The organism is Streptosporangium sp. NBC_01469 (assembly GCF_036227305.1).
GTDB lineage: Bacteria > Actinomycetota > Actinomycetes > Streptosporangiales > Streptosporangiaceae > Streptosporangium.
Genome location: NZ_CP109465.1, coordinates 674481 through 700418, shown reverse-complemented (window position 1 = coordinate 700418; position 25938 = coordinate 674481). Strand labels below are relative to the sequence as shown.

The window sequence follows — 25938 nt, the reverse complement described above, 5'->3', positions numbered from 1 at the left end:
TTGTTCAGCTCGTCGCGGGCCAGGAGATCGTGACCAGACCATGGGTCTTGTCCAGGACCGTCGCGCCTTCGGGTACCTGGGTGAGGTCGCTACCGGACGGCCAGAAGACGAACGTGGGGGCCGGACCGCTTCGGGCTCGCCGATCCCACGCCTGGATCCGCTCGACCATCGCGGTCGCGGCCTCCTGACCATGCGCTCCGTAGGCGCGCGCCCCGAACTCGACTCCGGCACTCTCCAGGGCCGGACGTATTGCCAGGTAGGCGAACGAGTCACCGCGCACGACACCGAAGGGGAACCACTTCCCGCGCTCCTCGGCCAGCTCGGTTCCCTCGTCCACGGCGAGCTTGCAGAAGCCGGGCAGGAAGCAGGCGAACCACAGGTGCAGGTCGGCGAACGAAACCCCGTGTTCGATCGTGACGCCGGACCACACCGCGGCGCGCTCGGTCGCGAGTACGCCGTCAAGCAGGCTCGGATTCTCCGGCACCCCGGTGTCGAACCGGAGGTTGACATGGCAGCCTTGGGCGCCGGGAAGCCGGAAGACCCGCTCGGAGTGTTCCCCATCACCCTGCATCGCGACGAACCCGCACACTTCAGCGGATGTGCTCACCAGGTGGTCTCCTACGCGCCGGAACGCGATCGAGCGGGTGATCCCGTTCATCCGCAGCGGCACGACGATCACTCCGTCCTTGGCCAGCTGTCCCAGCCAGGCCGGAGGGAGGTCCCACGCGCCCACCGTCACGATGATCCGGTCGAACAGCCCGGACGCGGGCACACCGTGCTCGGCGTCGGCCAGCACGACCGTGACCCGATCGCCGTACCCGGCCGCCTCCAGCAGGGCCCTGGCCCGGTCGGTCACCTCCGGGTCGATGTCCACGCTGACCACACGCCCCTCCGGGCCGACGACCTCGGCGAGGAGTGCGGCATTGCAGCCACCCGAACCGATTTCCAACACGCTCATTCCCGGCCCGAGCTCCGACTGTTCGATCATCCGGGCCTGGATGAACGGGGCACTGATCGAGGAGATGATCATGCCGTGCTCATCCGTCTTGGTCGCCACCGAGTCGTCCGCGTTGTAGGTGGCCTCCAGCGGCGTACCTTCCGGAACGAACACGTGCCGCTCCACCACCGCGAACGCGTCGGCGACCCGGTCGCCGTGGATGAACCCTCGCTTACGCAACTGCTGGATGAGAGCCTCGCGCAGCAGCTCAGCGGAGGGAGAGTCGGCGTCGGCGTTCGTCTGCCGTGTGGTCATCATCGGATTCCTTCGAGGGTTGGCGAGGGCGGCCGATCGCCGCCACGGCGATCGTGGCCTCTTTCCTCAGCCGGTATGGCGTCTTCATGAAACATCCAGGCGTGGTGTCCGGACGCCCCCACTGGTCGAGGGCGTGGCGGCGCGGCTCCTCCAGGCTCGCGCCGCCACGCCGGTCTGTCAGGTGAGTTCGAACCAGATGACGGTTCCGGTGGGGTCGCGGTGGAAGCCCCAGCGGGTGGCGAGGTCGTTGACGAGCACGAGCCCTCGTCCGCCGGTGGAGTCCAGGCCGGAGTTCCTGGTGCAGGGGATCTGGGTGGAGCCGGTGTCCTGGACGGTGATGATGACGCCGTGGGAGAGGAAGGCCACCGTGACAACGAACTCCTCGGACCGATCGCTCGGTTCGACGTCGATGTCGATTGGTTCGGGGTTGGGCGGTCGGCTTTCGCGCGGCCGGTCTTCGTACGGTCGGTCTTCGCGTGGTGTGGTGGAGTGTTCGACGGCGTTGGTGGCGAGTTCGCTGGTGAGGAGCATGGCGTCGTCGCGGAGCGGGTGGTCGTCGCCGAGGATCTCGGCGACGAAGTTCCGTGCGGGCCTGACCTGGTCGCGTGTGGCCGGGAAGCGCTGGGAGATCACCGGTGTGGGCCCCGGGAAGGTCGACCAGCCGGGAATTCGGCCCAGGTGCGGCGACCACATGGTGGTGGCCGGTCCCATGACGTCGCCGGCTGTTGGACGAAAGCGGTTAGCGAACACGCCGACGAGTACGGACAGGAGCCGCGCGGCCATCCCGGTCACCTCCCTTACCCGTGATGCCCATGGTGCTCTCGTCGCTTCCGGCGACCCTGACACTCCCGCCGAGGACTTCGGGCCGCGCCGTGGGATGCTGCTCTGCCCTGGAGAGGGGATGGCGTGGCCGTTGGTGCCGGTCGGGGATGAGGTGGGGACGGAAGTCCTCGATGTGCCGTATCCGCGCGGCCAGTTCGGCGGAGGTATCGGCCTCGACCAGGCCGACGCGCTCCCGGCACCAGGTGGGGGAGAGCGCCCACCAGCGTTCGGTGGCCTCGCCGTACCAGAGACACCAGTCTGCGAACCGGAGCGCCAGCGCGACGGTGTCCTCTTCCTCGGGCTCGTACGAGAGAGGAGCGGGAAGGTGTTCCGTTGTTCCGGTGGCCGCTTCGACGGGTGGCGGGCTCATGCTGTCACCCCTTTCCGGTACGACTCGCGCCTGCCCGGCCAGAGCCGTACCCCCGGCGATTCCCGCCCGTACGGCGACTGTCCGTACGGCGGCGCGGCCATCGCGGCCGGTCGCGCGTGGCGTCCCCTGCCCACGGGAGAACCCGCGAAGGGACGGCCTGTCGGACGCGCGGTCACGATGGTGAACGGGTTCGGCGGGGTGGGTACGGTGGGCGCGGGTGGCACTGGGGGTGCCGGGGGCACGGCCGAGGGCAGCCGACCGCAGAGCCCGAGGTGCCGCCGGGCCGTCATCCGGGTGCGGACCTGGGCCGGAGTGGGCTGCTCCCACAGGTGACCGGGCCGATGCGGCAGGCTGGCGGCGTCGTGCGCGTACGGGGGATGGCCACACCAGCGGCAACCGAGGGGCGAGGGCGGCTGCTCGGCATGCCAGCGGACCCGGATGATCTTGGGGGTTCTATTAGGGTTGGACACAGGTCGCACCTCCAACGTGCGGTTGAGGTTCTGCCAGACGACGCCATTCGTCTGGCAGAACCGTTTTCTGGAGCGTCCTCAGCCTGGTGATGGCACCGGACGAACCGAGCTCTCTCCCGGCCTGCATCGGGCCGCCATCTCCGAGGGACTGCTCCCTGAGTTTCAAAAGATGCGTTAAGTGAGAGCCGCACCTAGATCACTCTCAGTGATGGATACTCTTCACATAGTGGCGGCCGGTCGCAGAATTTTCAAGGCCAAAATTTCATCGCCGGTATTGTCTAGTTTCGGCGGGCAGATTGCGTGATTCGCTTACTTAACGTGCGAGAAGAGGGCAGATGACCGGTAGTCCGACCGTCAAACGGCGGCGTCTGAGCGCCGAGCTCATCCGGCTACGCGAGCAGGCGGGCCTTACCCACGATGAGGTTGCCAGGCGCTTGGAATGGTCACGTGGCCGCCTCACCCACATGGAGCAAAATAAGTGGGTTCTGCCGGATATCGGTAACGTTCGGCTCCTGCTCGACCTCTACAACGTCGTCGACCCTGCCGTACATGAGGCGATACTCGATCTCGCCCGGCAGTCCCGGGAAAGAGGCTGGTGGGCCAAATACAAGGACGTGTTCGGTGGCAGCCTCCCCGGCTTCGAGGCAGAGGCAACCCAGATCCGCACCATCGAGCTCGTGACCATCCCTGGCCTGCTACAAACGGCCGACTACGCCAATGCGATCTTTCAAGCCGGGCAGGTTCTCGATCAAACCGCCGTCCAACGACGTGTTGAGGCACGTCTGGCCAGGCAGGCGATCCTCAGCCGTGACAACCCGCCGCAGATCTGGGCCGTCATCGACGAGGCGGCGCTGAGGAAGATGGTCGGTGGTCCGAAGGTCATGGCGGAACAGCTCGGCCATCTTGCTGACATGGCGATGCGACCGAACATCGCTGTCCAGGTGCTACCTGACTCAATCGGTGCACATGCGGCGATGGGGAGCGGGTTCGTCATCTTGGACTTCATGGGCGAACTGGATCCGTCGATCGTCTACTTGGAGACACCGACAGACAATCTCTTCCTGGAGCGACCAGAGGAGATTCAGGCGTATACGCTCACTTTTAACCGAGTAGTGGCGGCAGCCTTGACCGTCGAGGAGTCCGTACGCTACGTGGCTGCCTTGGCTGATCAGCTACAGCAGAAATAGAGGCGACGACTGTGGATCGAATCCCCTCAGGGCTCATCTGGCGCAAGAGTAGTCAGAGTGCTCAGCAGGACAACTGTGTAGAGACAGCAGCTCTTCCTGGCGGAGGCTGTTCTTTACGAGACAGTAAGGATCCGAATGGGCCAGTGCTGAGTTTCGCTGGCGATGAATGGCGTAAATTCGTCGGCAGCGTCAAGAGTGGACTATTTGATGGTCTGAGCCATTAACTGGAAGGCGTTTAAGGTCTTCGCGGCGCGAAGTCAATTGGCCGACGAGTGGGGGGCATGGATGGCGGCTAGGGAGATTGACGATGATCACTCTGAGTGAGTGTCGTTTTGTGTAGATCCCGATGATACCTAATGAAACTGAGGTCGACACGATGCTTTGGAGTTACTCGAAGGTCGTCGATGAGTTCTCCGGTTATCTTGTCGACAACTTGGAGGTTGTCGTCGATCGTGACTGCCCCAAGATCAAAGAGTATGCGATGATTGGGGCATAGGCATAGAATATTGTTCAATGTATCTGGGCCATTGTGAGGGATGCCTAGGCCGCGAATATGAGTAGTCTCGGCGTACCTTATCCCTCCAATCGTTTCGAGTGCTATGCCGCAGATCTGGCACTCATTGTCATACATTTTTTTAATTCGCTCAGACAGCTGTCGATCTTGATAAATGCCGCGAGAGATTCGTTCCCATCGGTCGGGAGCAATGTGTGGCTGAGAGTGTTGATGCTCCGTGCTTGGATATTCAGTATCTGATTCGTCATTCAGGGCTTCTAGGCGAAACTGTAAAATTCTAAAGCCGTCTAAGCCGATTGTGGACCAGTGGTCGGCGACGGTAAACAGGCCATCGTAGCTGTATCCGCTAGATGGAGAATGTTCAGTTCCTGCGTCTGCCCCACGAATTACGCGGACGGGCAATCGGCTCATTTGGCTGGAGATCAAGGCAGCATTGCCTGGATGGTTTGCCTGCTGGTCAGATACTTGCTTCTTAGTATCAGGGTCTCTACCGCCGTGACCTGTGTAAATGATGAGGTCACCGTGATCTTGATCGTCCTTGTAGCCGCCTGATATGCAGATCGATTCTGCACCGCCTGCGCTTTGAGTTCCGCAAATCCCAGCTTGCAGAGGGCGGTGAACTTTCGCGTCATGCAGTGCTTTCCGATCGGGAAATTCTGTTCCTACTTCAATGCCAGGGACAGGCCCGTAGCCGGGAGGATTTGACCCTGGAGAGATAACGGCTCGATTATTGATGAGCTCTAAATGTCCGGCCGTGTTGCGATTGAGTATTTGCGGCAATGGCCGTGCTTTAGATTGCAGGGCTCGATGAATATGGCTAAATATCTTGTCCAGTGACAGGCGCCTTGGATGCCCCTCAATTCCGTTTTTGAAAACCTCGACAAGTTCGGCTGTGAAGCTCGTGTATAGCTCTCCAGGGGGTGCTAGGGATTTCTTTGTTTTCGAGGCCGAAGTTATTACGCATGTGCCTTCAATGTTCGCCTGGTCCGACATGTTGTTCTCGTGGCCGGACATAGCCCCAAGGGCGTATCCACTGTAACAGCAATCCAGTACGACTACTCGCCGCTTAGCATTACTGTGCACTATTGCTCGCCGGATGTGATCGTAGGCGACAGCCGTAAAAGAAACACGCCTTAAATCGCTATCCGAGTTGGTGAGCGTTAAATATAGTTCTCCAGCTTCTGAGTCAGCTAACCCGTGCCCTGCGAAATAGACAAATAATGTATCAGTCGCTTCCCCGGCCGCCGTTACGATCGGATCAACCATCTCGGAATGCGTAGTTGGCTCCGAAATAACTTTGCAGTTTTGCGGTGGAAGTCCCCACGTTCTGTGGTCACAAAGAGACTCTTTTATGGCTGCTAGATTGTTAGCTACGGCCGGTAAGTCCGGCATATTATCGAGGCTATATTTGCTTGTTCCGATGAGGACTGCACGCGACAAGCGAGGATCGGGAAGCTTCACTCGGAGTCCTCTTTGAAGGAGCGAATTATTTTCTTCACGGTTTCCTCGTCGTCGCCATCGACAGTAATTTCAAGATCGCCATGTTTGAATGTCACCTTAGGCTTTTCTCTGCGCGTATACCGCCAAGCAAGATAAGCTAATGTGAGGTTGGCTACCTCGAAGCTATTGCTTAGAACTAGTTCGATAGCCTCTAGTGCGGTGCCCATCTCGCTTTCTTTGGGTGGGCTCCATCGCAAGGCCACTTGCGCGTGCTGCCGAATGTCTTCATCATCCCGTAGCCAATTATAAAAAGACTGTAGTTCTTTTTCCGCCTCTTCGCCGCTCATGCCTATGTGGATGGTATTTGCGGTCATGTCGTCTCCTCTTTTTTGAATTAAGGAAGTGCTGAAGTGGCACTTGTGTATGACGAGTACGAAAAGACGCCTCACGTCAGATCCTACTAAGATCACATGATATCCGCAGATTTGTTCCGAAGTGGAGTGATGTCTGATTCGTTGCACTGGACACGGTGGCTAGTGCTGGCCTCACTTGCGCCTTTGACCAGCAGGTTTGTCCGTGCGGTCCTTGGCCTTTTGCTGTGGGCCCTCCGCCTTCGGGGATGTCGCACGACGTGTAAGCGTTCCGCTTGATCAGCCAACAGAAAAGCGACAGATGCACTATTAAGTGGATGATGGATGCATCGCTGGGACAAACATCGCGGTTATGGCTTAGGGTGCTGGGCTATGAGTGATCTCACGCCTGGCGTCTACGAGCAACTCGTCACTCACGCTCTTGGTCGACGATTGCAAGCGGTTCCAAGTGAGTTGGCGAAGGTTGTGCCTGTTGATCGCGTGGAGGCAGAGGATTATCTCGTCCGGCATATTGCCGGCCTGACGCGTCATGCGTTACGTGCAGCCAAGACCCCCGAGCAGCAGATCGACCGAGCGAATCATGTCGCTGAGGCGATCATCAGGGCGTTCCTCGACACTGAGGATGAAGGGGAACAGATAGCGCAACCCGGCCAGTTGCTCACCGAGGTACGGAAGCCATCGGGAGTGCCTGGACGGCCGGAGCCGTTGATCCGGCCTGAGACTCCGCTGTCTGCCAGTGCTCTCCTCGTGAACGGGCGGGGTCAGCCGAGCATCGGCACCGAGGTCATGCGGGAGTTCGCGACCGCCGACCGGGTCGATCTGATCTGCGCCTTCATTAAGTGGTACGGCCTGCGTCTCATCGAAGGGCCGATCAAGGAGTTCATCGCCAGAGGTGGTGAGCTCAGGGTGATCACCACGACATACATCGGGGCCACAGACAGGACCGCGCTGGATCGTCTGGTTGCTCTCGGGGCCACGGTCAAGATCTCTTACGAGACGCTCAGCACCAGGCTTCACGCCAAAGCATGGATGTTTCACCGGAATACCGGTTTCTCGACCGCCTACGTCGGCTCATCCAACCTGTCGAAGGCCGCGCAGTTGGACGGCCTGGAGTGGAACGTGCGGCTCTCTCAGGTTGAACAGGCTCATCTGCTTTCGACGTTCACCGCTACCTTCGAGCAGTACTGGGCTGATCCGGCGTTCGAAGGCTACGATCCGGCCCGCGATGGGGCTCGGCTAACTGAGGCGCTCAGGCGCGAAGGCGGGTCGACCCCGGCTGAGCTTCCTTTGGAGATCGCCACGCTGGATGTACTCCCGCGCTGGTATCAGGCCGAGGCGCTGGAAGAGCTGGAAGCCGAGCGCGAGGTGCATGGCCGTACGCACAACTTGGTTGTCATGGCGACAGGCACTGGCAAGACCGTGGTCGCTGCCCTCGACTATCGACGGCTGGCTGCTGCGGGGAAGGCCGACAGTGTGCTGTTCGTGGCTCACCGCGAAAGCATCTTGAACCAGAGCAGGGCCACCTTCCGGCAGACGCTCCGGGATGGAGAGTTTGGAGAGAAGCTCGTCGCCGGAAACCAACCGAAGAAGTGGAGACATGTCTTCGCCTCGATTCAGTCGTTGGCCAACATCAACCTCGATGAGCTCGATCCGACCCGATTCGATATGGTGATTGTGGATGAGTTCCACCATGCGGAGGCTCCTACATATCGACGCCTGCTAGAGCATCTTCAGCCGCGTTACCTCCTGGGTCTGACCGCTACTCCTGAGCGAACCGACGGTATCAATGTTGGAGCGTTCTTTGACGGGCGAATCGCCTACGAGCTGCGCCTCTGGCAGGCGCTTGAGCAGCAGCTTCTCGCCCCGTTTCACTACTTCGGCATCCACGACGAAGTGTCGCTGGCCGACGTAGCCTGGCGCCGTGGACACTACGACGAAAAGGCCCTCAGTAACCTATACACCGGAAACCACGCCCGAGTCCGTCTCATTTTGCAAGCGGTGCAAGATAAAATTGCCCATCCGGGCGAGATGCGCGCCCTTGGTTTCTGCGTGAGCGTGCAGCACGCCAGATTCATGGCTGATCAATTCGCCAAGCACGGTATCCCCTCTCTGGCTGTAACTGGCGAAACGTCACGCGATGAGCGCCGCCACGCCGTACAGCGCTTGAGGAAACGCGAGGTCAACATACTGTTCACCGTGGATCTTTTCAACGAAGGTGTAGATATCCCAGAGGTGGAAACTGTCCTCTTTCTGCGTCCTACGGAGAGTGCCACGGTCTTTCTGCAACAGCTCGGTCGTGGTCTACGGCGTGATCCAGACAAGACATGTCTCACTGCCCTGGATTTTGTTGGACATCAGCGTGCCGAATTCCGCTTTGACCTGCGACTATCTGCGCTCACGGGAGTGCCCCGCCGTAAGCTTCCCGGAGCGTTGGCCAACCCCACGCTCCCTGCTGGATGTCACCTCCAGCTCGACAACGTAGTAACTGAGATGGTCCTCGATAACGTACGCCGCGCGCTCCGTCTCTCGTGGAACGACCTGATCGCTGAGCTCCGCTCGATGCCTGAAATCTCCCTCGCTGAATTCTTGGCAGAGACAGGTCACGAACTCGAAGACCTTTATCGTTCCGGTAGGGGAGGTTGGGCTGAGCTGCGGCGCCGAGCCAAGAACCGTCCTGTGGCTGACGAGGAAACCGACCGTAAGCTCGGCCGGGCCATTGGCCGTCTCCTCCATGTAGACGATCCCTTGCGGCTGGCCCAGCTCCGTGGTGATGATGCCACTGTCGATCCTCGTCTACTCGCGATGCTGCACGTGGCTTTGCTCGGTGGAAACGTGTCCTTCGATGGAGGAGACGCTGTCCTGAGACTGTTGGCCGACCATCCTCATCGTGCCGAGGAACTACGCGCTGTGTCGTCGATCCTAGAAGAGCGCATGCATCGGGTTACTCGTGAGATCCCTGGTCTGCCGCTGCGCTTGCACGCTCGATACTCCAAGAACGAAGCACTGGCAGCTTTCGGTGTCGACCGTCCTGGCAACGTCCGCGAGGGGGTTAAGTGGATTCCTGAGACCAGAGCCGACGCCTTCTTCGTAACCTTGCGCAAGACCGAGGGCTTCTCGCCAACCACTATGTACAACGATCGGGCCATCAGCCCGACGCTCTTCCACTGGGAGTCACAGAGCACCACGCGGACGTCGTCACCGACCGGCCAGCGCTATGTCAACGGCAGTTCGACCGTGCACCTCTTCCTCCGCGAGTCTAAAGAGGAGGACGGCTTTCTCGGCGCTCCACCGTTCTTCTATGCCGGACCCATGACCTACGTGTCGTCCGAAGGCGACCGGCCAATGCAGATCCTCTGGCAACTGGCATCCCCTCTCCCCGCAGACATCTTCCATCAAGCCAGCCTTGCGGCTACCTGAGTAGAGGCGACGCGTTGGTGATTGACTGGGCTCCTATCGTGGGAGGATGCTAACGATAGGAGTCGATCTTGCGGCGGAAGCAGACCGGACCGCGGTGGCATGGATCGATTGGTCTGCCGACGGTGCCCGAGTCCGCGATCTCAAAATTCAGGCGGACGATGATCTGATCGTCGAGGCGATCAAGAGCGCGGACAAGGCCGGTATCGACTGCCCGCTCGGTTGGCCGGACAAGTTCATTGATTTTATCGCGGCTCACCGAGCTGGGCACGTTGAGGTGCCCAGCGGCATCGCAGGCATTAACTGGCGCAGAGAGCTTGCCCTCCGAGTCACTGACCAGGTGACCTCGGAGCTGGCACTCAGACCCCTGAGTGTCTCCGCCGATCGCATCGGGCACACCGCCATGCGCTGCGCGGCCCTACTCGCCGACCTTGCCCAGCAGGGGCAGCCGGTCGACCGCAGTGGCACCGGTGTTGTGGTGGAGGTTTATCCTGCGGCATCGCTCAAATGCTGGGGCTTGCCCCACAAGGGCTATAAACGTCTAGCGAATCGTGGCGGACTAGCGGAGCTAGTCGATGAACTCCAGAGAGCGGCGCCATGGCTAGACCTGGGGGTCCACGAACAGATCTGCCGGGCGTCCGATGACGCGATAGACGCCGTCATCGCTGCACTCATCGCCCGTGCTGCATCTCAGGGGCTGGTGACCGTTCCGGCGCCGGACCAAGTTTGTTCGGCGCGCTCCGAAGGATGGATCGCACTCCCCACCGGACCTCTGAGCGATCTTCGCCCGGCTGGTTGAGCAGGATCTATGGGGCAGATTGTCATGTGTCCAAGGCGGCGATGACCGAGGTGATCAACCTCCGGGTTGCCGCGCCGTACACCGCCAGTTCAGCGAGCTCGGCGAACGCCTTGGCGTACAGCGCGATCTCCCGTGGTTGGGTCACGGCCAGTTCAGCGGACAGGGTTTCCACCAGGACTCGTTCCTCATCGAAGATCCAGAATCCGTTGGGGGGCCACATGACGCGGTCGCGGATCGGGATGATCCCGAGGCTGACGTTGGGGCGCGAGGCCACGCTGAGCAGGTGGCCGAGCTGGGCGGCCATCACTTCGGCATCGCCGATTCGGGTTCGTAGTGCCGCTTCCTCCAGGATGACCGCGCAACGACGGCCACCGGAGTCGAGGATCTTCTGCCGTTGCATGCGGGCTTCGACCGCCTGGGCGCTGTCATCGGGAATCTGCCGGAACGCGACGACGGCGCGCATGAGAGCGAGCGCGTACTCAGCCGTCTGGAACAGTCCGAGGATCAGCGACGGCTCGTAGACGCGGAAACAGTGGGTCCGCTCGTACAGCGGAATTGCGGCCTGCTGAAGTCGTTGCAAACCAGTGCGCTGCATTCGACGCCATTCGACGTACATCTCGTCGATGGTGCGTAGTGACGCGACCAGGTCACCGGCCTGGTCATCGGCTTCGCAGTGACGGCACCAAGCGCCGATGTCGTTCTCGGATGGCGTCTGTCGGCCGTGCTCGATCCTCGATACCTTCGAGGAGTGCCATCCCGCCAGGTCGCCGAGGTTACGCCCGGTGAGCCGCGCGGCGAGGCGGATCTCCCGCAGGCGGGCGCCCAGGGCCTTTTTGGCCTGAGTGACGGCGTGTGACGGCGATGACATGACGCTGCTCACCGATCGTGCGGACAGAGGCGTGTGATCAGGCGGGCGTGTAGTCGCCGTGGTCGGTTCCCGATGCCCACACCGTGTCGAACGCCGCCGCGCATAATTTCACCACATCGGGTTCTTCGCACCATTCCACCCCGGCCCAGTCGCCGTCTCCGGTGAAGTGGTTGAACTGCACCCGCTCCCCGTCCAACAGCCAGAAGTCGTTGCCGGGCAGTGCGATCCCGGACGCCAGGCGCCGGGGAAGCCACCGTATCCGCTCGCCCGCCACGAGGTTGGTGAAGGAGACGTCGTACTCGAAGCGGATGTACTCGGTCACCGGTTCCGACACGATCCGGGCCCGCTTGACCTCCACGCCTCTGCCGGTCGTCTCCCGCATCAGGCTCAGCCACGGCCGCCACCACGATGCCTCGTCGGCAGGGTCGTCGCGGTGGCCCGCTCTCCACGCCGAGAACATCGGGTCCTCGGCGGATACGGCGTACAGGTCACGCATCTCCAGATGGACCGCTGACCGCTCGCACGAGCGGAACATCGCGGTCCACTGGTCAAACGTCAGCGCCTCGGGGCTCCAGGTCACGGGTCACCTCCAGCACGGTCTTCGGGATCTCGATCACTGTCTCATGGCCGGGCAGGTCCAGTTGGGCGAGCACTACCGGGTCGGCGATGAGCGGGCCCTGGAACACGTACGTTTCGCCGCGATCGAGCACCAGAGGCGATCCGGTGGGGACGGTTGTGCCTTCCGGCAGGAACGTCATGAGCTCCTTCGGCACTTCGGCGACGGTCTCGTGGTCAGCGAGGTAGAACCAGCTGAGCACGGCCGGATCGGTGACGATCCATCCTTGGAGCACGTATCTGTCGCCGTCTTCGAACAGCGTCGGCGAACCGCCGTCGATGGTGTCCTTACCGAGGAAACGCAGCGTCACGGGGGCTTCTCCTCCGATTGGAAAGCGGATGACCACGCCACCGAGCCTGCGTGCGGTGCGATATCACCTCAAGGACTTTGCGCGAGTTTGCACAGCGTCGCAGGGGCGATGCCCGCCGCGCGAGCTGTTCCGCAAAGGGGCTCAAACTCCTTGAGCCGCAGGTAGGAAGCCCCCTTAACGTCAAGGCACGCGCTCCTTCCCGCTCACTGCGGACACGTCGAGCTCACTCGACTGTCACCCCTCTCCTGCGGAGGCCGCGTCACCGCGCGAGATTCCCTCAAGAATCGCCCGTGTAACGGAGGCTGCAATGGCTGCTGCTACAACGGCTCGGCTCACAGACGATGAGTTGGCCGACCCTCGTATCCTCATCCCCGAGGAACTGTTCGGATTTCTGATCGATCGCATCGCCCGCGAGGAGGACATCCCTGCGGAGGACGCCGCGTGCGTCATGGAGCAGGCCCTGGCGTTTCTGGTCGCGTGCGGGCTCAACCCGGACGCGCGTCTGTCCCCCTCCAAGCAGGTGGACGTCGGCTGGCACGCCTTCCTGGCGTACACCCGCGAGTATCAGGACTTCTGCGCCAAGGTCGCCGGCCGGTTCATTCATCACGCGCCCGTCGACACCCCCGAGGACGCGATTCACGATCTCGTGGCGGCGATCGGGGCTACCGTCGAGGCCATGCGAGCCGCTGGCCTGCCGGTTGTCCCCAAGCTGTGGATTTCTGCGAGCGAATGCAGCCAGTGCTATGCGGGCTGTGCCGATGACCCGAGGGAGAGCTGACCGTGAGACCACAGTGGGACGACCTCCCCAGCAACGTGCGCGACGCCGTCGAGCAGCGGATCGGCCAGGTCCTCAAGGCCGACCCGGTGACCAAGGGGCTCATGCCCGGCCTCGCCGCCCGGCTGCACACCGAGGACGGCGGAACCGTTTTCCTCAAGGCCGTCTCCATCGCCAGTCCGGCCGCGTCGCTGTACGCGCGGGAGCGACAGGCGGGTGCCGTCCTGCCGCTCGGCCTGCCCGCGCCCCACCTGCTGTGGAACGGTGAGGTGGAGGGATGGATCGTGCTGCTCCACGAGTACGTCGACGGCCGGGACGCCGACCTGTCGCCCGGTTCGCCGGACGTGCCGCTCGTACTGGACATCCTGACCGTCCTGAACGAGGCGCTCACCCCGTGCCCAGGCCGTGGCGATGTTCCGGACGTCGCCGCGAACGTCGCGATGCTCCAGGCCAAGGCCGCGCGGCTGCTCGCTCTTCCCGCCGAGGAACTGCCGCACCGGGCCATGTACGAGACGGCGCTCGGCAAGCTCAGCCCCGATGCGCTGGACGGCGACACCCTCCTCCACTACGACCTGCACGCCGGTAACTTCCGGATCGATGACGGCAGGGCATATGCCATCGACTGGGCGTTCGCGGTGCGCGGTGCCGCGTGGGTGGACGCTGTCATGCTCGCCCCCCGTTTCATCGAGGCGGGCCACACCCCGGAGCAGACCGAGGCGCTCCTCGTCCGAGTACCGGCGTGGCGGTCCGCACCCGCGAACGCCGTTACCGCTCTGGCTGCGCTGTGGACGCTGTTCCGTCTCTACAAGGCCCGGTTCGGCCCTGTGGAAGGACGCGATTTCCGTGCGCGAGCCGCCGAGGCAGGGCGAGCATGGCTGCACCACCGCATGGGCGAGCGGGGGCCATTTCAGACCGTCATAACCACACCGGCAAAGGCAATCCCTACCTGGCCGCCGTACTCGGCGAAGCCGTCATCGGCGCGTCCAGGACCCCCACCCGCATCGGCGAACGCTACCGGCGGCTCTCCCGCCGGATCGGTAAACGCAAAGCCATCGTCGCGGTCTCCCGCACCCTGCTGACCATCATCTGGGAACTGCTCAGCGACCCCGACACCCGATACGACGACCTCGGCCCCGACTTCTACGAACTGCGCACCGACCCCAAACGGCGAACCCGGAACCTCATCCGCGAACTCGAACGCCTCGACACACGGTCATTTGGAGCCCGCTACCGAAACCCAGACCGTCTGACCCCCACCCACCGACGATGGACTGACCAGATCACTCCGTCACGGGCAGGCACTCGGCGAGCAGGTCGACGACGTCGCGCCAGGCTCGCTGCGCGTGCCGTGGGTGGTAGCCGACGCCGGGGAGCACGGTCTGGTCGACCGGCGGGTGGTGGAAGGCGTGCAAGGCACCGCCGTAGACCACGAGGCGCCAGTCGACGCCCGCGGCCTGCATCTCGGCGGTGAACGCGTCCCGTTGCGCGGGCGGCATGATCGGGTCTTCCGACCCGACCCCGGCCCACACCGGGCAGCGAATGCGCGCCGCCTCGCCCGGTCGGCCCGTGATCAGTGCGTTGACTGTCCCGATCGCGCGCAGGTTGACGCCGTCGCGCCCGAGTTCCAGCCCGATGGCGCCCCCGGTGCCGTAGCCGACGGCAGCGATCCGGTCGGGGTCGGTCCGCGGTTCGGCTCGCAACACGTCGAGCGCCGCGTGGCCGATGCCCCGCATCCGGTCGGGGTCGGCGAGCAGCGGCATGCAACGGGCCAGCATCTCCTCGGGGTCGGTGAACCAGCGCCCGCCGTGGATGTCGAAGGCCAGCGCCACGTATCCCAGCTCGGCGAGCGCATCGGCTCGGCGGCGCTCGACGTCGCTGAGCCCCGGCCCCTCGGGCCCGACCAGGACCGCGGGCCGGCGGTCGACACCGACCGGGAGCGCGAGGTGCCCGATCATTGTTAAGCCGTCGGCCGGGTACTCGACCGTGCGCGTTGTGATCGTCGTCATGAGACTGGACTGTAGTGATCGTCGAGCCCGGTCGGGCCGGTGTTCACCGCTGACAGAACAGCGCGGGTGTGCCTCTGAAATGCGGCGACGGCTCACAAGATCCGTCACAAACCCCGTTCCCGCGGCAGTGTTATCGGATCACCTGCCCTGGCCACGGTGCTGGAGACCGACCCTCGCGGCAGGTATTCCGGCCCTACCCCTCACAAAGCGTCACGAGAGCCATGCCCCAGACCCACGGGCATGGCTCTCGTTTTCACCAACACTCCAAGGCAGTTGATCAGCAAGTGGCTCTCAAACCGACCGACACATGGCTCTCGGATCCACCTTCATAGCCAGTCCCCGGACGGAACGGGCACCCTTGGGCTTTTCCCTGAGCTTCGCACCCCGCAGTTACCCGCAGCGCACGTCAGAGCGGGGACAGGTCTCGGACACCGACCCGGACTACGTTCTCGACATCGTCGAGCCTACTTCCACGTAATCACTCAAGGCGTGCGACCTCATGTCGCAACCGAACGTGACCCCAACCGCCAACGTAGCTCTTCTGAAAATCCCCTGGAATATCATGAAATATGAGATTTCGGACAGCTCTCGCAACGCTCCTCCTGACCGCCGTAACACTGAGCGGACAGCCTGCGGCGGCTGCCACGCCGGTCACGATCGCGTACGCGCAGCGAACACAGACCTGGAAACTGGTGCTGACCAACGGAAACGTGGTGGAGGTGCCGCAGGCGCTCGCCGTGGCGCCCGATGACGCGGTCAATCCCGGTGAGCGGGCGCCGTTCCTGGTCAGCGGGGATGGGCGGCATTTCTTTTATTTCCGGAAATCGGATGGACGGTTCGTCGAGCGGACGCTGAACGGCAAGGAAAGGGTGGTGTCACGGCAGCTCACGGCGTTCACGATCTACGAGGAGTGGCCGCTGGTGTCGGACGACGGCAGTTATGTGGTCACAGGGACCTCGGGGCCGGGGATGGGGGTCTTCGCGGACCTGCGGACAGGCAAGGTGTTGCCATCTCCCGGAGGGACGGATGCGTGGGGCTTCGGGGGTTTCAGCCCGGACGGCAAGCGGCTGCTACTGGAAGGGGAATGGCTGACGGTGTTCGACCGAGGGCTGCGAACCCGGATGCGGTTGAAGACGAGGCTGTCGCCGATGGCGTTGGCGAATGACTACGTCACGGCGGCGATACCTGTCGGCACGTGGCCCAAGTACCGCCAGCTGCGCCTGCTCAACCTGCGTACCGGCCGCGTGAGCGGCACGGTGACCGTGCGGTTGCCGCGTGGGCAATACATCGACGACCTCGACTTCGACCAGGCGGGACGCGTGATCGTCCGATCGAGGACCGGGACGGGGGTGGCGATCTACCGGGTCTCGAAGGCGACCGGCACGGCGATGCGGCTGCGGACGATTGCCCGGCCTGACGTGGAGGTTTGGGTGCTCCCAGGGGACAGTACGTACGAGCCGTGGACGGAAAGGAAAAGCAAGGCGCCTCAGAAATGAGGTGAGCCTATCGAGGTGATCTCAGCGAGTTACGGCGTGCTCGATGTGTGTGAGAACGACGGAGTGTCCCGGGTGGGCGTTCGTCCCGTAGGTATTTGGGCCGGTACCAGGCGCGCACTTCGACACAGACCGGAGGGGGGCGAGGCGCTTTCCTTGGGTCATCGGCCCGACGGGGGCCGGGATCACCGAATCGAAGGACTGAATGAAATGCGTCGTCACATCGCCGCCCTCGCGCTCACCATCGCCGGTTTGGCCGGCATGGTGTCCCTGTCCGCTCCCGCCCAGGCGGCCGCGCCGATCGCCGTGACCGTGAGCCTCGGCGGCCTGTCGGTCACCGGCACGACCGGATCCGACCTGATCACCCTGGCCGAGGGCGGTAGCGGCGTCATCAAGGTGACCGGGGCGGGCGTCACCTCCAGCGACACCGACTGCCAGCCGATCTCCGGCGGGGTCAGCTGCAAGAACGCCGGCACGATCATGGTCAACATGCGCCAGGGCGACGACATCGTCAACAACGACACCGTCAACCGGTTCACCGAGATCTTCGGCTCGGCCGGCAACGACACCCTCTGGGGCGGCAGCGGCCGCGACGTCCTCGTCGGCGGCACCGGCGACGACTTCCTGAACGGCCGTGGCGGCAACGACACGACCGACGGCGGCGCCAACATCGACACCTGCACCGGCGAGATCGAGGAGAACTGCGAGCTCTGAGCGACCGGCCTTGCGGGAGGGGGCCGGTGGCGGGCCGGGCGTCCGATGGGACGCCCGGCCTTTTCGCGTCCAGCCTCACCGGCAGCACAGCCGCCAGTCCGTCCCCGTCACCATCAACGTGAAGGAGAGCTGTTACTAGCCTCGCCTTTCGCGCGTGCTGCTTGGTCGTGAATCAGCCGCTATGACCGATCCGGCATCCGACGTAATCGGCACAGCTCAGGGCTGGTGACGGGCCCGCCTCACCTTCACACCACTGCCTGCCGTCTCCCGCGTCAGGCTCGGCCACGGCCGCCGGCGCGATGCTCACCGGCGCGTCTCGCGGAAGCGCTTGAACACCTCGCTCACGCTTACGGCGAGCACGCCAAGGATGGTGACGGTGTAGAACGCGTCCGGCACCCACAGGACTCCGTCGAGCGCCGTCAGGAAGTCCGGGTTGAAGAACTGGTGGCGGTAGAGGATCCAGGCCAGGGGCAGCGCGAACAACGCCGTGGCGACCGCGTGCCAGGCGGCCAGGGTGATGGTCCATTCGCGCGCGGCCCGGATCAGGTTGAGCACCGTCAGGCCGGCGAGGCCCACGAGGATCGGCCAGATCCAGCCCGACCACAGCCCCGGGTCGAGCGCCTGCAGCCGGACACCGTCGGCCCGGTAGGGCTCCGCGATGTGCTGCCAGACGATCAGCCCGATCAGTAGCATCTCCCACACCGCCGCGGCGTAGGCCTTGGCGACGGGCTTGTCCGGGCGTTGGACATCGGGCAGGTCGTCGGGGGTCCAGGTGGGGATGCTGGCGACAGCGCCGTTACGGCGCCGGAACCGCTCGACCAGGGCGAACATCACGGTGAGCCAGGCGATCATCTGGGCGCCGACGGTGAGCAGCGCGCCGACGCCGCCGCCGATCACCGAGCCGAGGTCGTTGCCGTCGAGGACGTCGATCACCACGCTCGCGGCGACGAACAACGGCAGCACGGTGGCGAGCAGGATCACCAGCAGTCGCGTGTACGTCGGGTAGAGCTCGGGCCCGATCAGCGAGAGCGGCCGGTCCGCGTAACGGGCGGCGAGCCGGATCGGGTCACCCATCTCGGTGAGCACCTCGCGCTCCGCCGACTTCGGGTCGGTCGTGTCGCGCGCCTCGACGGTGTCGACGATCGTGGCGCGCAGTTCCATGGCGATCTCGTCGCGCTGGTCGGCCGGGATCCGCCGGACGACCTCGTGCACGTAGCGCTCGGTCAGCGTGTTCGTGCTCATCAGCTCTCCTTGGTCAGTCGTGAGATCGAGGCAACGAGGTCCTGCCACTCGCGCACCAGAACGGCGCGCACCTGGGAGCCCTCGGGGCTGACCCGGTAGAACTTCCGTGGTCGGGACTCGCTGGTGTTCCACTCGCTGGTGAGCAGACCCTGCTTCTCCAGCCGGCGTAGTAACGGATAGAGGGTGTTGCCGTCGACGGTGACTCCGGCGTCGTTGAGCGTCTCAAGGAGCGCATAGCCGTACTGCGGCTTCTGGAGCAGTGCCAGGCAGGCCAGCACCACCGTGCCGCGCCGCAGCTCCTGGGCCTGGCTGAGGATCAGGGCTTCTGAGGTCACGAACGACACGATACTGTGCGGCACACACTAATGTCCAACGCTGCCCCATACGCGCCGATCACGTGCGTGGACGGGCCCGGCGCGACGCCACCGCTCTCCTCGACGGGCTGCCCCGTCAATCGAGGACGTTGTCGGCCCGTCGATCGTCGCCTCCCTCGCCGAGAGCGGTGAAGGAGTCGTACCGGTCGGCAGGAGATGCCGACACGTGGGTTCCGGACCGTGGCTGGTCACCGGGCCGGTCCTCGCCCGTACGTTCCCGGCTTGACTTTGCCGTTGCGTCAACATCTACCGTCGTGGACGAGCCGGAAGAACCGGCTCGGTGATGGCGGGAAACAGGTGGGCTGGCCATGGCGTGGTCGATCGCACAGGTGGCGCGGATGTCCGGGGTGACGTCGAGGACCCTGCGGCACTACGACGAGATCGGGCTGCTGACACCTGCCTGGGTCGGTGGGAACGGTTACCGCCACTACGAGGAGGACCAGCTGCTGCGGCTGCAGCAGATCCTGGTACTGCGGGAGCTCGACCTCGGTCTCGCCGAGATCAGGGAGATCGTCGACCGGCACACCGACCCGGTGGCGGCACTGCGCGAGCACCACCGGCGGCTGCTGGGCGAGCGCGACCGGCTGGACGCGGTGGCCCGCGTGGTGGCCCGCACCATCACCGAACTTCAGGAGAACGAAGGGAAGGGTGACATGTCCAAAATCAGCAGGCCGGAGAACCTGTTCGAGGGGTTCGACGGGGCGCGGTACGGCGCGGAGGCCCGCGAGCGGTGGCCGGGACACTGGGAGCGGTCCGGGCAGCAGGAGCTCCTGGACACCGTGACTCCGCAGGAGATCGAGCGCATGGGGCAGGAGGCGACGGCGGGAATGATCCGGATGGCCGAGCTCATGGCCACCGGCACCCCGGCCGACGACCCCGCGGTCTTCGCCGAGCTCGACGTCCACCACCGGCAGATGACCCGATTCTGGACGCCGACCGCGACGGAGTACGCGCACCTGGGCCAGATGCAGGTCGACGACGAGCGGTTCAGGGCGAACTACGAGCGGATCGCCGAGGGCCTGGCCGCGTACATGCGCGACGCCATGGCCGCGTACGCGCACGCCCGGTTGAGCTGAACCTCGCCGGATGAGGGGTGAAGGAACTGCAGATCCTTCACAAGGATCGTGAGGTCGAGCGGGCTCGCCGGGCCATGCGTCGCTGTGTCGAACCGGCGCACACCGGCCGGCGGGGTGAACGAACGGCGGCAGCCGTCAATGGTCCCCCTGACCGTCGGTTTCCGTCCGTACGCCGAAGGGGTTGTCGATGGCGTACCTCCAGTACCCGTCCTGCCCGCGTCGGGCGACGTCGGTGGCGGTTCCCTGGATGTGCACGGGCCAGCCGTCGCGGTCCGTGCCGTCGATGACCCAGTCGACGACCAGCAGGGCGAGGTCACCCGCGGTATAAACTTGCCGTGGCCGGACGGTGATCGGCAGTCCCAGGTCCAGGAAGTGGCCGTTGGCGGCGTCGAGCTGCTGCCCGGTCAGTGGCGCGCCCGACTCCGGGACGAACACCGCCCCGCTCTCGTAGATTTCCGCCACGGCCTCCGCGTCACCGCGGTTGAACCGCTCGGCGAAGACCGCGGGCACGTCCTCGGGACGTTCGGCAAGCTGTCGCATCATCGACTCGTTTCCATCTAGTCAGGTAGAAGTCATACGCGGCAACGCTAGGAGGCGCCTTCGTGGCTCACCAAACGGTTGGTCATCCGGGCCTGCCCGACGACCCTCGCGCGGACGTCACCGAACCCACCCCGTCATGTCCGGTGGAGATCACCCTGGCGGCCCTGCACGGGCGCTGGACGACCCTGCTCGTCCGTGAACTGCTGCGGGGCGACCATACGTTCAGCGAGCTTCGCCAGGCACTGCCCGCACTGTCGGACAAGGTGCTGTCCGATCGGCTGGCGCATCTGACCGAGGCCGGTGTGCTCGATCGCCACCGCCGGCCCGGCTGGCCGCCCCGGGTGCGTTACAGCCTCACCCCTTACGGGCGTGACCTCGGCCCCGTCCTCCAGGCGCTGTGGGACTGGGGCGCGCAGCACGGGACGTCCCCGCAGGCCGAGACCCGGTAGCGGTGAGCTCGGGGCGTGGCTCCGCCTGGTCCGCCGGGCGGCGTCGAAAGGGTGACGCTTCTGGCGGGGGCCTCCGAACCCCGACCGGGTTGTCTCGGGACGGGTGCCGCTCCCGATCGGAGGGAAACCCGGTCGGCGTGGGGTGCGGGGCCACTCGCCACGGGTTCCAATGGTGAGGTCTCAAACCCGCCAGCCCGTGGCGGCGATCGCTGCTGGACTGGGCGCGTGCCCACGATCACCACCTCTACCGCCGCCTCCGCCGTGCCGGCCCGATCACCACTGATCGGTTGGCTCGCCGTTGTCTCAGTGATGTCGGGGATCTTCTCGATCGTCACCGCCGAGATCTTGCCGATCGGCTTGCTGACGTCCATCGGGTCCAGTTTCGACATCTCCGACGGTGCGGCGGGTCTGATGATGACGATTCCCGGCATTCTGGCCGCGATCGCCGCCCCGGCGGTCACCGTCGCGACCGGGCGACTCGACCGGCGCCTGATGCTGTGCGCCCTGATGCTCCTCCTGGCCGTCGCGAACTTCCTCGCGGCTGCCGCACCTGCCTACTGGGTCATGGTGATTTCCCGGGTTCTGGTCGGGCTGGTCATCGGTGGTTTCTGGTCGATCGGCGCCGGCCTCGCCGTACGGCTGGTGCGGACGGAGCGGGTCGGTACGGCGACCGCGGTGATCTTCTCCGCGGTCCCGCTGGGATCCGTGCTGGGCGTACCCGCGGGCACGCTCATCGGGCACCTCGCGGGCTGGCGGACGGCCTTCGTCGTCATGGGAGTGATGACGGTGGGGGTGTTTCTCGCGCTGATCGTGCTGGTGCCGCCGCTGCCCGCCGTCCAGGTGACGCGGTTGGCGGTCCTTGGCGACCTGTTTCGCAGTGCCGGTGTCCGGGTCGGGCTTGTTCTGACGTTCCTCATAGTGATGGCGCATTTCGGGACCTACACCTATGTGACCCCTTTCCTGCAGCAGGTCACTCGGGTGAGCCCCGGTTTGATCACCACGTTCCTGCTCGCGTACGGCATCGCCGGCATCGTCGGTAATTTCATCGCGGGTGTGACGGTGACACGGAGCCTGCGGGCCACGTTCGTCGTCAGCGGCTGCATGCTCGCCGGCGCGACCCTGCTGCTTCCGGTCCTCGGCAGGGGAGACATCGGTGCGATCGTGCTGCTCATCGTGTGGGGGTTGGCCTACGGCGCCGTCCCGGTCTGCTCGCAGACCTGGTTCTCCACCTCGGCCCCCCACGCGCCGGAGGCGGCCTCCATCCTCTTCACCTCATCCTTCCAGGCCACCATCGCCATCGGCGCTCTGCTCGGAGGTGTCGTGGTGGACGCGGCCTCCCCCTCGACCGTCATGGTGCTCGGCGGAACGATCGCGATCCTCATGGTGCTGACGGTCACCGCCGGCCGAGCCGCACCCGAAGCGGCGCGACCACGGTGAGACCGGCGCGGTCGGGGTGGTCGGGGCGGGTTTGTGTCGGTGGTGGCCGTTACAGTCGCCGATCACTGTTGCCCTTCTGCTGAGGAGACCGGATGACCGAGCCCGACGTGACGATGGCCAGGATCGGCGAAGGTGTCGAGCTGGGCCAGCGGGGTGAGCGAGAGGCCGCCCGGGAGCTGTTCTCCGAGTTGTGGGAGGAGATCGGGGTGACGGGCGATCCCCTGCATCGGTGCGCTCTCGCCCACTCGATGGCCGACGTCCAGGATGAGGTGAAGGAGGAGCTGCTCTGGGACCTTCGCGCCCTGGAGGCGGCCGACCTGGTGACCGACGAGCGGGCTCGGCAGGCGGGTGTCGTCGGTCCCGTGAGCGGTTTCTATCCCTCCCTGCACCTCAACCTGGGCGACGCCTACCGCAGGCTCGGCGATCTCGACCGGGCGCGTGACCACCTCGAACGCGGACGCGCCACCGTTGACGTACTCGGTGATGACGGCTACGGGCAGATGATCAGGCAGGGGCTGGACCGGCTCGCCGATCGCCTGACGACGGTGTGACGACTCGATTTCCCGCGAACGAATCAGATCAACCATGCCGGCGGTGTCCAGCCCCGGAACGGCCGGGAACTCGACCGGTAGCCTCGGCCGGGCGTACCGCGATCCGGACCTGGCCGGGTCCGGGCCGGGGTGCGTCGAGTTCGACGGCCCGGAGTACGTCGGGACCGCCGTACTCGGAGGAGACGACGGCCCGGTACATGTCTTTCCCGCCCTGGTTCAGCGTGGCTCGGGCCGAACTCCGCGGTGCTCGAGCGCCCACTCCGTGACGCGGCGCAGCAGGGTGGTGGCGACGGGAGGCGGGGAGGGGAGGAGTACGGTCGCGTGGAAGGCGTGCGGCATGCCCTCGTAGATGTCGAGCCGGACGTCCCCTCCGGCGGCGGAGACCGCCTCGGCGAAGCGCCGCGCGTCGTCGAGCATCACCTCTTTCGAGCCCACCGCGAGCAGCAGCGGCGGCAGCCCGTGGAGGTCGCCGTGCAGGGGGGACTGGGGCGCCAGGTCCGGTCGCTCCCCGGCCAGATACTGGGTGCGGACGTGGTCGAGCACGGCCCGGTTGACGATGTCCTGGCCGTCGTTGGCGTCGATGGACGGGCTGGACAGGGTGAGGTCGGTCTGCGGGGAGACGGCCAGCGCCGCCGAGGGGAGGGGATCACCCGCCTGCTTGAGCACCAGCAGCGCCGACAGCACCAGCGTGCCCCCGGCGGACTCACCGGCCAGGATGATCTGTGACGCGGGCACGCCCTGGTCGAGCAGGCCGCGGTAGGCGGCCACCGCGTCGTCGAGCGCGGCCGGATACCGGTGGGCGGGGGCGAGCCGGTAGTCCACCGCCAGAACGGGGCGACCGGTCGTCTGGGACAGGCGGTACGCCATGACCTGCTCCAGGTGGGGGTTCTTGTACTCGAATCCGCCTCCGTGCAGGTAGATCGTCACCCCCTTCTCGACCGCGGCCCGGCCCGCGGTGATCCAGGTGCCGGGAACGCCGCCGGTGCGCGGCAGGACGGGCGTGAGGTCGGCGTCGGCGGGCAGGGCGGGGGGACGGGAGTGCAGGGTCCTGAGCTCCGACAGGGCCTCGGCGCTGTCGGCGGGCGTGCTGGGGATGCGTGTGATGTTCACGATGTGCTCCCTTTCGGGCAAGCGGGCGGGCAGGCGGCATTCGGGCGTGTCCGGCCTGCTCCGGGCGCGGGTGAGGTCGCTGGGGTGCGCGCTGGTGGCGTGGGTGAGGACGCCGTACGCGCGCGGTGGTGGTGATGGGCCCGTGGTGCGGGCAGCGCGAAGCCATCGCGCGCCGAGCCGGTCGCGGACATGAAGGGCATGAGGTCTCGATGACCACGCGGGGACAACGGGACGTCAGCCGGTCACCGACCCGTTGGATTCGAGCCCGTTGGATTCGTGAGGGGCTCGCGGGTGACGGTGGCGCTCAAGCACCACCGGGCGCGGGGACGGCGCGCGGGCGCTGTGCGGTCAGGCGCTGCCTGTGAAGTGTGAAGTCACGACGTCATCCCTTGCTACGGCGCCTCCATGCCACCGCCGTCCTCCCGGCCGGTGGCACGCGACATGCACGTCATTACAGGGCTTCGCGACGAGCGCTGTCAAGGCGCGGTGTTTCCGCCGTGCTGTTCGCCGGAGGAGGCCCGGCTCTGTTCGCTGGAGGAAGTCCGGCGCTGTTCGCCGGAGGAAGTCCCGCTTTGTCCGCTCGGTGGAAGCTCGGCGCTGTTTGCCGGAGGAGGCCCGGCGGGGCCGCGGTGACCGTACGGTCGGGTGCATGAGCGTTGAAGATCGGAAGGCCGGCGGCGAGGAGAGGAACGCCCGTCGTACCGGCTACCGGGCGTGGGGCCGGGACGTGCCGGGCGGGACATCCGGGAAGCCCCGGACGCGCGGGTGGGTTCTCGCGTCGGTCTCCGTGCTGGTGGCGGGGCTGCTGGCGTTCCCCGCCGTCGTGCCCAACACCGTGGGCAATCTCGGCAGCCTGCTGGAGACCTTCCTGCCCTGGGTCGGCCTGGCCGTTCCCGTACTGCTGGGGCCGGCACTGCTGCGCCGTTCGGCCCTCGCGACGGTGTCCCTGGTGCTGCCCGCGGTGGTCTGGGGCGTGGTCTTCGGCGGCCGGTCGCTGCCCGCCGACCGGGGGGCGGCGGGCGACCTGGCCGTGCTCCAGCACAACGTCGGCGAGGAGAATCCCGACCACGCGGGGACGGCGCGGGCCCTGGCGCGGGCCGGGGCCGACCTCATCGCCCTGGAGGAACTGACGCCCGACGCCCTGCCCGTCTACGAGGACGTCCTCGCGTCCGGCCACCCCCACCGTGCGGTCGTGGGCACCGTCGGCCTCTGGTCCAGGTATCCGCTGGCGGACTCGCGGCCGGTGGACATCAGGCCCGCGGACGTCGGGCCCGACTGGAACCGCGGACTGCGGGTGACCGCGCGGACGCCACACGGTGAGGTGGCCGTGTACGTCGCCCACCTTCCCTCGATCCGTATCCGGCCGTCGGACGGTTTCGGGTCCGGCCGCAGGGACGAGAGCGCCGCCAAGCTGGGGGCGGCCGTCGCCTCGGAAACACTGGACAGGGTCGTCCTGCTGGGTGACCTCAACGGCACCCTCGACGACCGTGGCCTGGCCCCGCTCACCTCCCGGATGGTCTCGACGCGGCAGGGGTTCGGTTTCAGCTGGCCCGCCGCTTTCCCTCTCGCCCGTATCGACCACGTCATGACCCGTACGGCGACCCCCGTCGCCGCCTGGACCCTGCCCGCCACCGGCAGCGACCATCTGCCGCTCATGGCCCGCGTCGAGCTCTGACACCCGGCGGGCGGCCGTGTTCGTGCCGGACCGGACGAGCGGCGACCGTTAGGCCGGGCGGGT

General features: G+C 65.4%; 27 protein-coding genes. 13 read left to right on the top strand and 14 right to left on the bottom strand.

Annotated features, from left to right (window positions below; all coding sequences use genetic code 11):
• Nucleotides 1-4: 4 nt before the first annotated feature.
• The 4 genes from fxlM to OG587_RS03185 all read right to left on the bottom strand — a co-directional run bounded on the left by fxlM (nt 5) and on the right by OG587_RS03185 (nt 2914).
• The gene (gene fxlM / locus OG587_RS03200) at nt 5-1255 is read right to left on the bottom strand and encodes a methyltransferase, FxLD system (RefSeq protein ID WP_329086655.1); all 1251 of its coding nucleotides are present in this window, start codon (nt 1253-1255) and stop codon (nt 5-7) included.
• A 174-nt stretch (nt 1256-1429) separates the two neighbouring features.
• Nucleotides 1430-2035, bottom strand: a complete 606-nt coding sequence (locus OG587_RS03195; RefSeq protein WP_329086652.1) for an ATP-binding protein — start codon at nt 2033-2035, stop codon at nt 1430-1432.
• Nucleotides 1992-2444 carry a hypothetical protein gene (locus OG587_RS03190; RefSeq protein ID WP_329086650.1) on the bottom strand — a complete coding sequence of 151 codons (453 nt, stop codon included), beginning with the start codon at nt 2442-2444 and terminating at the stop codon, nt 1992-1994. Before OG587_RS03190 ends, OG587_RS03195 begins: the two co-directional genes overlap by 44 nt.
• Nucleotides 2441-2914 carry a hypothetical protein gene (locus OG587_RS03185; protein ID WP_329086648.1) on the bottom strand — a complete coding sequence of 158 codons (474 nt, stop codon included), beginning with the start codon at nt 2912-2914 and terminating at the stop codon, nt 2441-2443. The genes OG587_RS03190 and OG587_RS03185 overlap by 4 nt, the downstream gene beginning before the upstream one ends.
• 335 nt (nt 2915-3249) lie before the next feature.
• Here OG587_RS03185 and OG587_RS03180 point away from each other — a divergent pair, with 335 nt between their 5' ends.
• On the top strand, nt 3250-4101 hold the full coding sequence (locus tag OG587_RS03180) for a helix-turn-helix domain-containing protein (RefSeq protein ID WP_329086646.1): 852 nt from the start codon (nt 3250-3252) through the stop codon (nt 4099-4101).
• An 11-nt stretch (nt 4102-4112) separates the two neighbouring features.
• Entirely contained in the window at nt 4113-4325 is a 213-nt protein-coding gene (locus OG587_RS03175) for a DUF397 domain-containing protein (protein ID WP_329086644.1), read from the top strand.
• A gap of 68 nt (nt 4326-4393) precedes the next feature.
• On the opposite strand, the gene OG587_RS03170 is transcribed toward OG587_RS03175, so the two are convergent.
• Complete coding sequence (locus OG587_RS03170; RefSeq protein WP_329086642.1) at nt 4394-6076, bottom strand: caspase, EACC1-associated type; 1683 nt, start codon at nt 6074-6076, stop codon at nt 4394-4396.
• Nucleotides 6073-6429 (bottom strand): effector-associated constant component EACC1, encoded by a 357-nt coding sequence (locus OG587_RS03165; protein WP_329086640.1) that lies wholly within the window; start codon nt 6427-6429, stop codon nt 6073-6075. Before OG587_RS03165 ends, OG587_RS03170 begins: the two co-directional genes overlap by 4 nt.
• Nucleotides 6430-6798: 369 nt before the next feature.
• On the opposite strand from OG587_RS03165, the gene OG587_RS03160 reads away from it, so the two are divergent.
• Both OG587_RS03160 and OG587_RS03155 read left to right on the top strand, forming a co-directional pair.
• Nucleotides 6799-9843 (top strand): DUF3427 domain-containing protein, encoded by a 3045-nt coding sequence (locus OG587_RS03160; RefSeq protein ID WP_329086638.1) that lies wholly within the window; start codon nt 6799-6801, stop codon nt 9841-9843.
• A 46-nt stretch (nt 9844-9889) separates the two neighbouring features.
• Complete coding sequence (locus OG587_RS03155) at nt 9890-10639, top strand: DUF429 domain-containing protein (RefSeq protein WP_329086636.1); 750 nt, start codon at nt 9890-9892, stop codon at nt 10637-10639.
• A gap of 22 nt (nt 10640-10661) precedes the next feature.
• Here OG587_RS03155 and OG587_RS03150 read toward each other — a convergent pair whose 3' ends face one another.
• From OG587_RS03150 to OG587_RS03140, 3 genes are read right to left on the bottom strand one after another with little or no spacing between them, the layout of a single operon-like run.
• Nucleotides 10662-11519, bottom strand: a complete 858-nt coding sequence (locus OG587_RS03150) for a helix-turn-helix domain-containing protein (protein WP_329086635.1) — start codon at nt 11517-11519, stop codon at nt 10662-10664.
• Nucleotides 11520-11544: 25 nt separating this feature from the next.
• The gene (locus OG587_RS03145; RefSeq protein WP_329086634.1) at nt 11545-12087 is read right to left on the bottom strand and encodes a DUF6879 family protein; all 543 of its coding nucleotides are present in this window, start codon (nt 12085-12087) and stop codon (nt 11545-11547) included.
• Nucleotides 12056-12469: a hypothetical protein gene (locus OG587_RS03140; RefSeq protein ID WP_329086633.1), complete on the bottom strand. Its 414-nt coding sequence runs from the start codon at nt 12467-12469 to the stop codon at nt 12056-12058. Before OG587_RS03140 ends, OG587_RS03145 begins: the two co-directional genes overlap by 32 nt.
• A 271-nt stretch (nt 12470-12740) precedes the next feature.
• On the opposite strand from OG587_RS03140, the gene OG587_RS03135 reads away from it, so the two are divergent.
• Nucleotides 12741-13211: a glycine-rich domain-containing protein gene (locus tag OG587_RS03135; protein WP_329086631.1), complete on the top strand. Its 471-nt coding sequence runs from the start codon at nt 12741-12743 to the stop codon at nt 13209-13211.
• Between the two features lie 2 nt (nt 13212-13213).
• Nucleotides 13214-14287, top strand: a complete 1074-nt coding sequence (locus OG587_RS03130) for a phosphotransferase family protein (protein WP_329086629.1) — start codon at nt 13214-13216, stop codon at nt 14285-14287.
• 201 nt (nt 14288-14488) lie between these two features.
• On the opposite strand, the gene OG587_RS03125 is transcribed toward OG587_RS03130, so the two are convergent.
• On the bottom strand, nt 14489-15214 hold the full coding sequence (locus OG587_RS03125; RefSeq protein WP_329086628.1) for a dienelactone hydrolase family protein: 726 nt from the start codon (nt 15212-15214) through the stop codon (nt 14489-14491).
• 713 nt (nt 15215-15927) lie between these two features.
• On the opposite strand from OG587_RS03125, the gene OG587_RS03120 reads away from it, so the two are divergent.
• Both OG587_RS03120 and OG587_RS03115 read left to right on the top strand, forming a co-directional pair.
• Nucleotides 15928-16710 (top strand): hypothetical protein, encoded by a 783-nt coding sequence (locus tag OG587_RS03120; RefSeq protein ID WP_329086627.1) that lies wholly within the window; start codon nt 15928-15930, stop codon nt 16708-16710.
• Nucleotides 16711-16917: 207 nt separating this feature from the next.
• Nucleotides 16918-17421 carry a calcium-binding protein gene (locus OG587_RS03115; protein ID WP_329086625.1) on the top strand — a complete coding sequence of 168 codons (504 nt, stop codon included), beginning with the start codon at nt 16918-16920 and terminating at the stop codon, nt 17419-17421.
• A 303-nt stretch (nt 17422-17724) separates the two neighbouring features.
• Here the strand turns inward: OG587_RS03115 and OG587_RS03110 are convergent, their stop codons facing one another.
• Complete coding sequence (locus OG587_RS03110; RefSeq protein WP_329086623.1) at nt 17725-18663, bottom strand: HAAS signaling domain-containing protein; 939 nt, start codon at nt 18661-18663, stop codon at nt 17725-17727.
• Nucleotides 18663-18998 (bottom strand): PadR family transcriptional regulator, encoded by a 336-nt coding sequence (locus OG587_RS03105; protein ID WP_443075420.1) that lies wholly within the window; start codon nt 18996-18998, stop codon nt 18663-18665. Before OG587_RS03105 ends, OG587_RS03110 begins: the two co-directional genes overlap by 1 nt.
• Before the next feature lie 347 nt (nt 18999-19345).
• Between OG587_RS03105 and OG587_RS03100 the strand changes: the two genes are divergently transcribed.
• On the top strand, nt 19346-20113 hold the full coding sequence (locus OG587_RS03100; RefSeq protein ID WP_329086621.1) for a MerR family transcriptional regulator: 768 nt from the start codon (nt 19346-19348) through the stop codon (nt 20111-20113).
• 135 nt (nt 20114-20248) lie between these two features.
• Here OG587_RS03100 and OG587_RS03095 read toward each other — a convergent pair whose 3' ends face one another.
• A complete protein-coding gene (locus OG587_RS03095; RefSeq protein WP_329086619.1) occupies nt 20249-20656 on the bottom strand; it encodes a YybH family protein in 408 nt (135 codons plus the stop codon).
• A gap of 59 nt (nt 20657-20715) precedes the next feature.
• Between OG587_RS03095 and OG587_RS03090 the strand changes: the two genes are divergently transcribed.
• The 3 genes from OG587_RS03090 to OG587_RS03080 all read left to right on the top strand — a co-directional run bounded on the left by OG587_RS03090 (nt 20716) and on the right by OG587_RS03080 (nt 23090).
• The gene (locus OG587_RS03090) at nt 20716-21102 is read left to right on the top strand and encodes a winged helix-turn-helix transcriptional regulator (RefSeq protein WP_329086617.1); all 387 of its coding nucleotides are present in this window, start codon (nt 20716-20718) and stop codon (nt 21100-21102) included.
• 225 nt (nt 21103-21327) lie between these two features.
• Nucleotides 21328-22539: an MFS transporter gene (locus OG587_RS03085; RefSeq protein WP_329086616.1), complete on the top strand. Its 1212-nt coding sequence runs from the start codon at nt 21328-21330 to the stop codon at nt 22537-22539.
• Nucleotides 22540-22631: 92 nt separating this feature from the next.
• Complete coding sequence (locus OG587_RS03080; RefSeq protein WP_329086614.1) at nt 22632-23090, top strand: tetratricopeptide repeat protein; 459 nt, start codon at nt 22632-22634, stop codon at nt 23088-23090.
• Between the two features lie 216 nt (nt 23091-23306).
• Here OG587_RS03080 and OG587_RS03075 read toward each other — a convergent pair whose 3' ends face one another.
• Nucleotides 23307-24200 (bottom strand): alpha/beta hydrolase, encoded by an 894-nt coding sequence (locus tag OG587_RS03075; protein ID WP_329086612.1) that lies wholly within the window; start codon nt 24198-24200, stop codon nt 23307-23309.
• A 649-nt stretch (nt 24201-24849) separates the two neighbouring features.
• Here OG587_RS03075 and OG587_RS03070 point away from each other — a divergent pair.
• Nucleotides 24850-25875: an endonuclease/exonuclease/phosphatase family protein gene (locus OG587_RS03070; RefSeq protein ID WP_329086610.1), complete on the top strand. Its 1026-nt coding sequence runs from the start codon at nt 24850-24852 to the stop codon at nt 25873-25875.
• Nucleotides 25876-25938 lie beyond the last annotated feature (63 nt).

Coding starts and splice junctions, on each gene's coding strand:
- OG587_RS03095 (WP_329086619.1), bottom strand. CDS start 20,656: ATGATGCGACAGCTTGCCGAACGTCCCGAGGACGTGCCCGCGGTCTTC.
- OG587_RS03155 (WP_329086636.1), top strand. CDS start 9,890: ATGCTAACGATAGGAGTCGATCTTGCGGCGGAAGCAGACCGGACCGCG.
- OG587_RS03160 (WP_329086638.1), top strand. CDS start 6,799: ATGAGTGATCTCACGCCTGGCGTCTACGAGCAACTCGTCACTCACGCT.
- OG587_RS03195 (WP_329086652.1), bottom strand. CDS start 2,035: ATGGCCGCGCGGCTCCTGTCCGTACTCGTCGGCGTGTTCGCTAACCGC.
- OG587_RS03070 (WP_329086610.1), top strand. CDS start 24,850: ATGAGCGTTGAAGATCGGAAGGCCGGCGGCGAGGAGAGGAACGCCCGT.
- OG587_RS03115 (WP_329086625.1), top strand. CDS start 16,918: ATGCGTCGTCACATCGCCGCCCTCGCGCTCACCATCGCCGGTTTGGCC.
- OG587_RS03165 (WP_329086640.1), bottom strand. CDS start 6,429: ATGACCGCAAATACCATCCACATAGGCATGAGCGGCGAAGAGGCGGAA.
- fxlM (WP_329086655.1), bottom strand. CDS start 1,255: ATGATGACCACACGGCAGACGAACGCCGACGCCGACTCTCCCTCCGCT.
- OG587_RS03125 (WP_329086628.1), bottom strand. CDS start 15,214: ATGACGACGATCACAACGCGCACGGTCGAGTACCCGGCCGACGGCTTA.
- OG587_RS03110 (WP_329086623.1), bottom strand. CDS start 18,663: ATGAGCACGAACACGCTGACCGAGCGCTACGTGCACGAGGTCGTCCGG.
- OG587_RS03100 (WP_329086621.1), top strand. CDS start 19,346: ATGGCGTGGTCGATCGCACAGGTGGCGCGGATGTCCGGGGTGACGTCG.
- OG587_RS03180 (WP_329086646.1), top strand. CDS start 3,250: ATGACCGGTAGTCCGACCGTCAAACGGCGGCGTCTGAGCGCCGAGCTC.
- OG587_RS03190 (WP_329086650.1), bottom strand. CDS start 2,444: ATGAGCCCGCCACCCGTCGAAGCGGCCACCGGAACAACGGAACACCTT.
- OG587_RS03135 (WP_329086631.1), top strand. CDS start 12,741: ATGGCTGCTGCTACAACGGCTCGGCTCACAGACGATGAGTTGGCCGAC.
- OG587_RS03080 (WP_329086614.1), top strand. CDS start 22,632: ATGACCGAGCCCGACGTGACGATGGCCAGGATCGGCGAAGGTGTCGAG.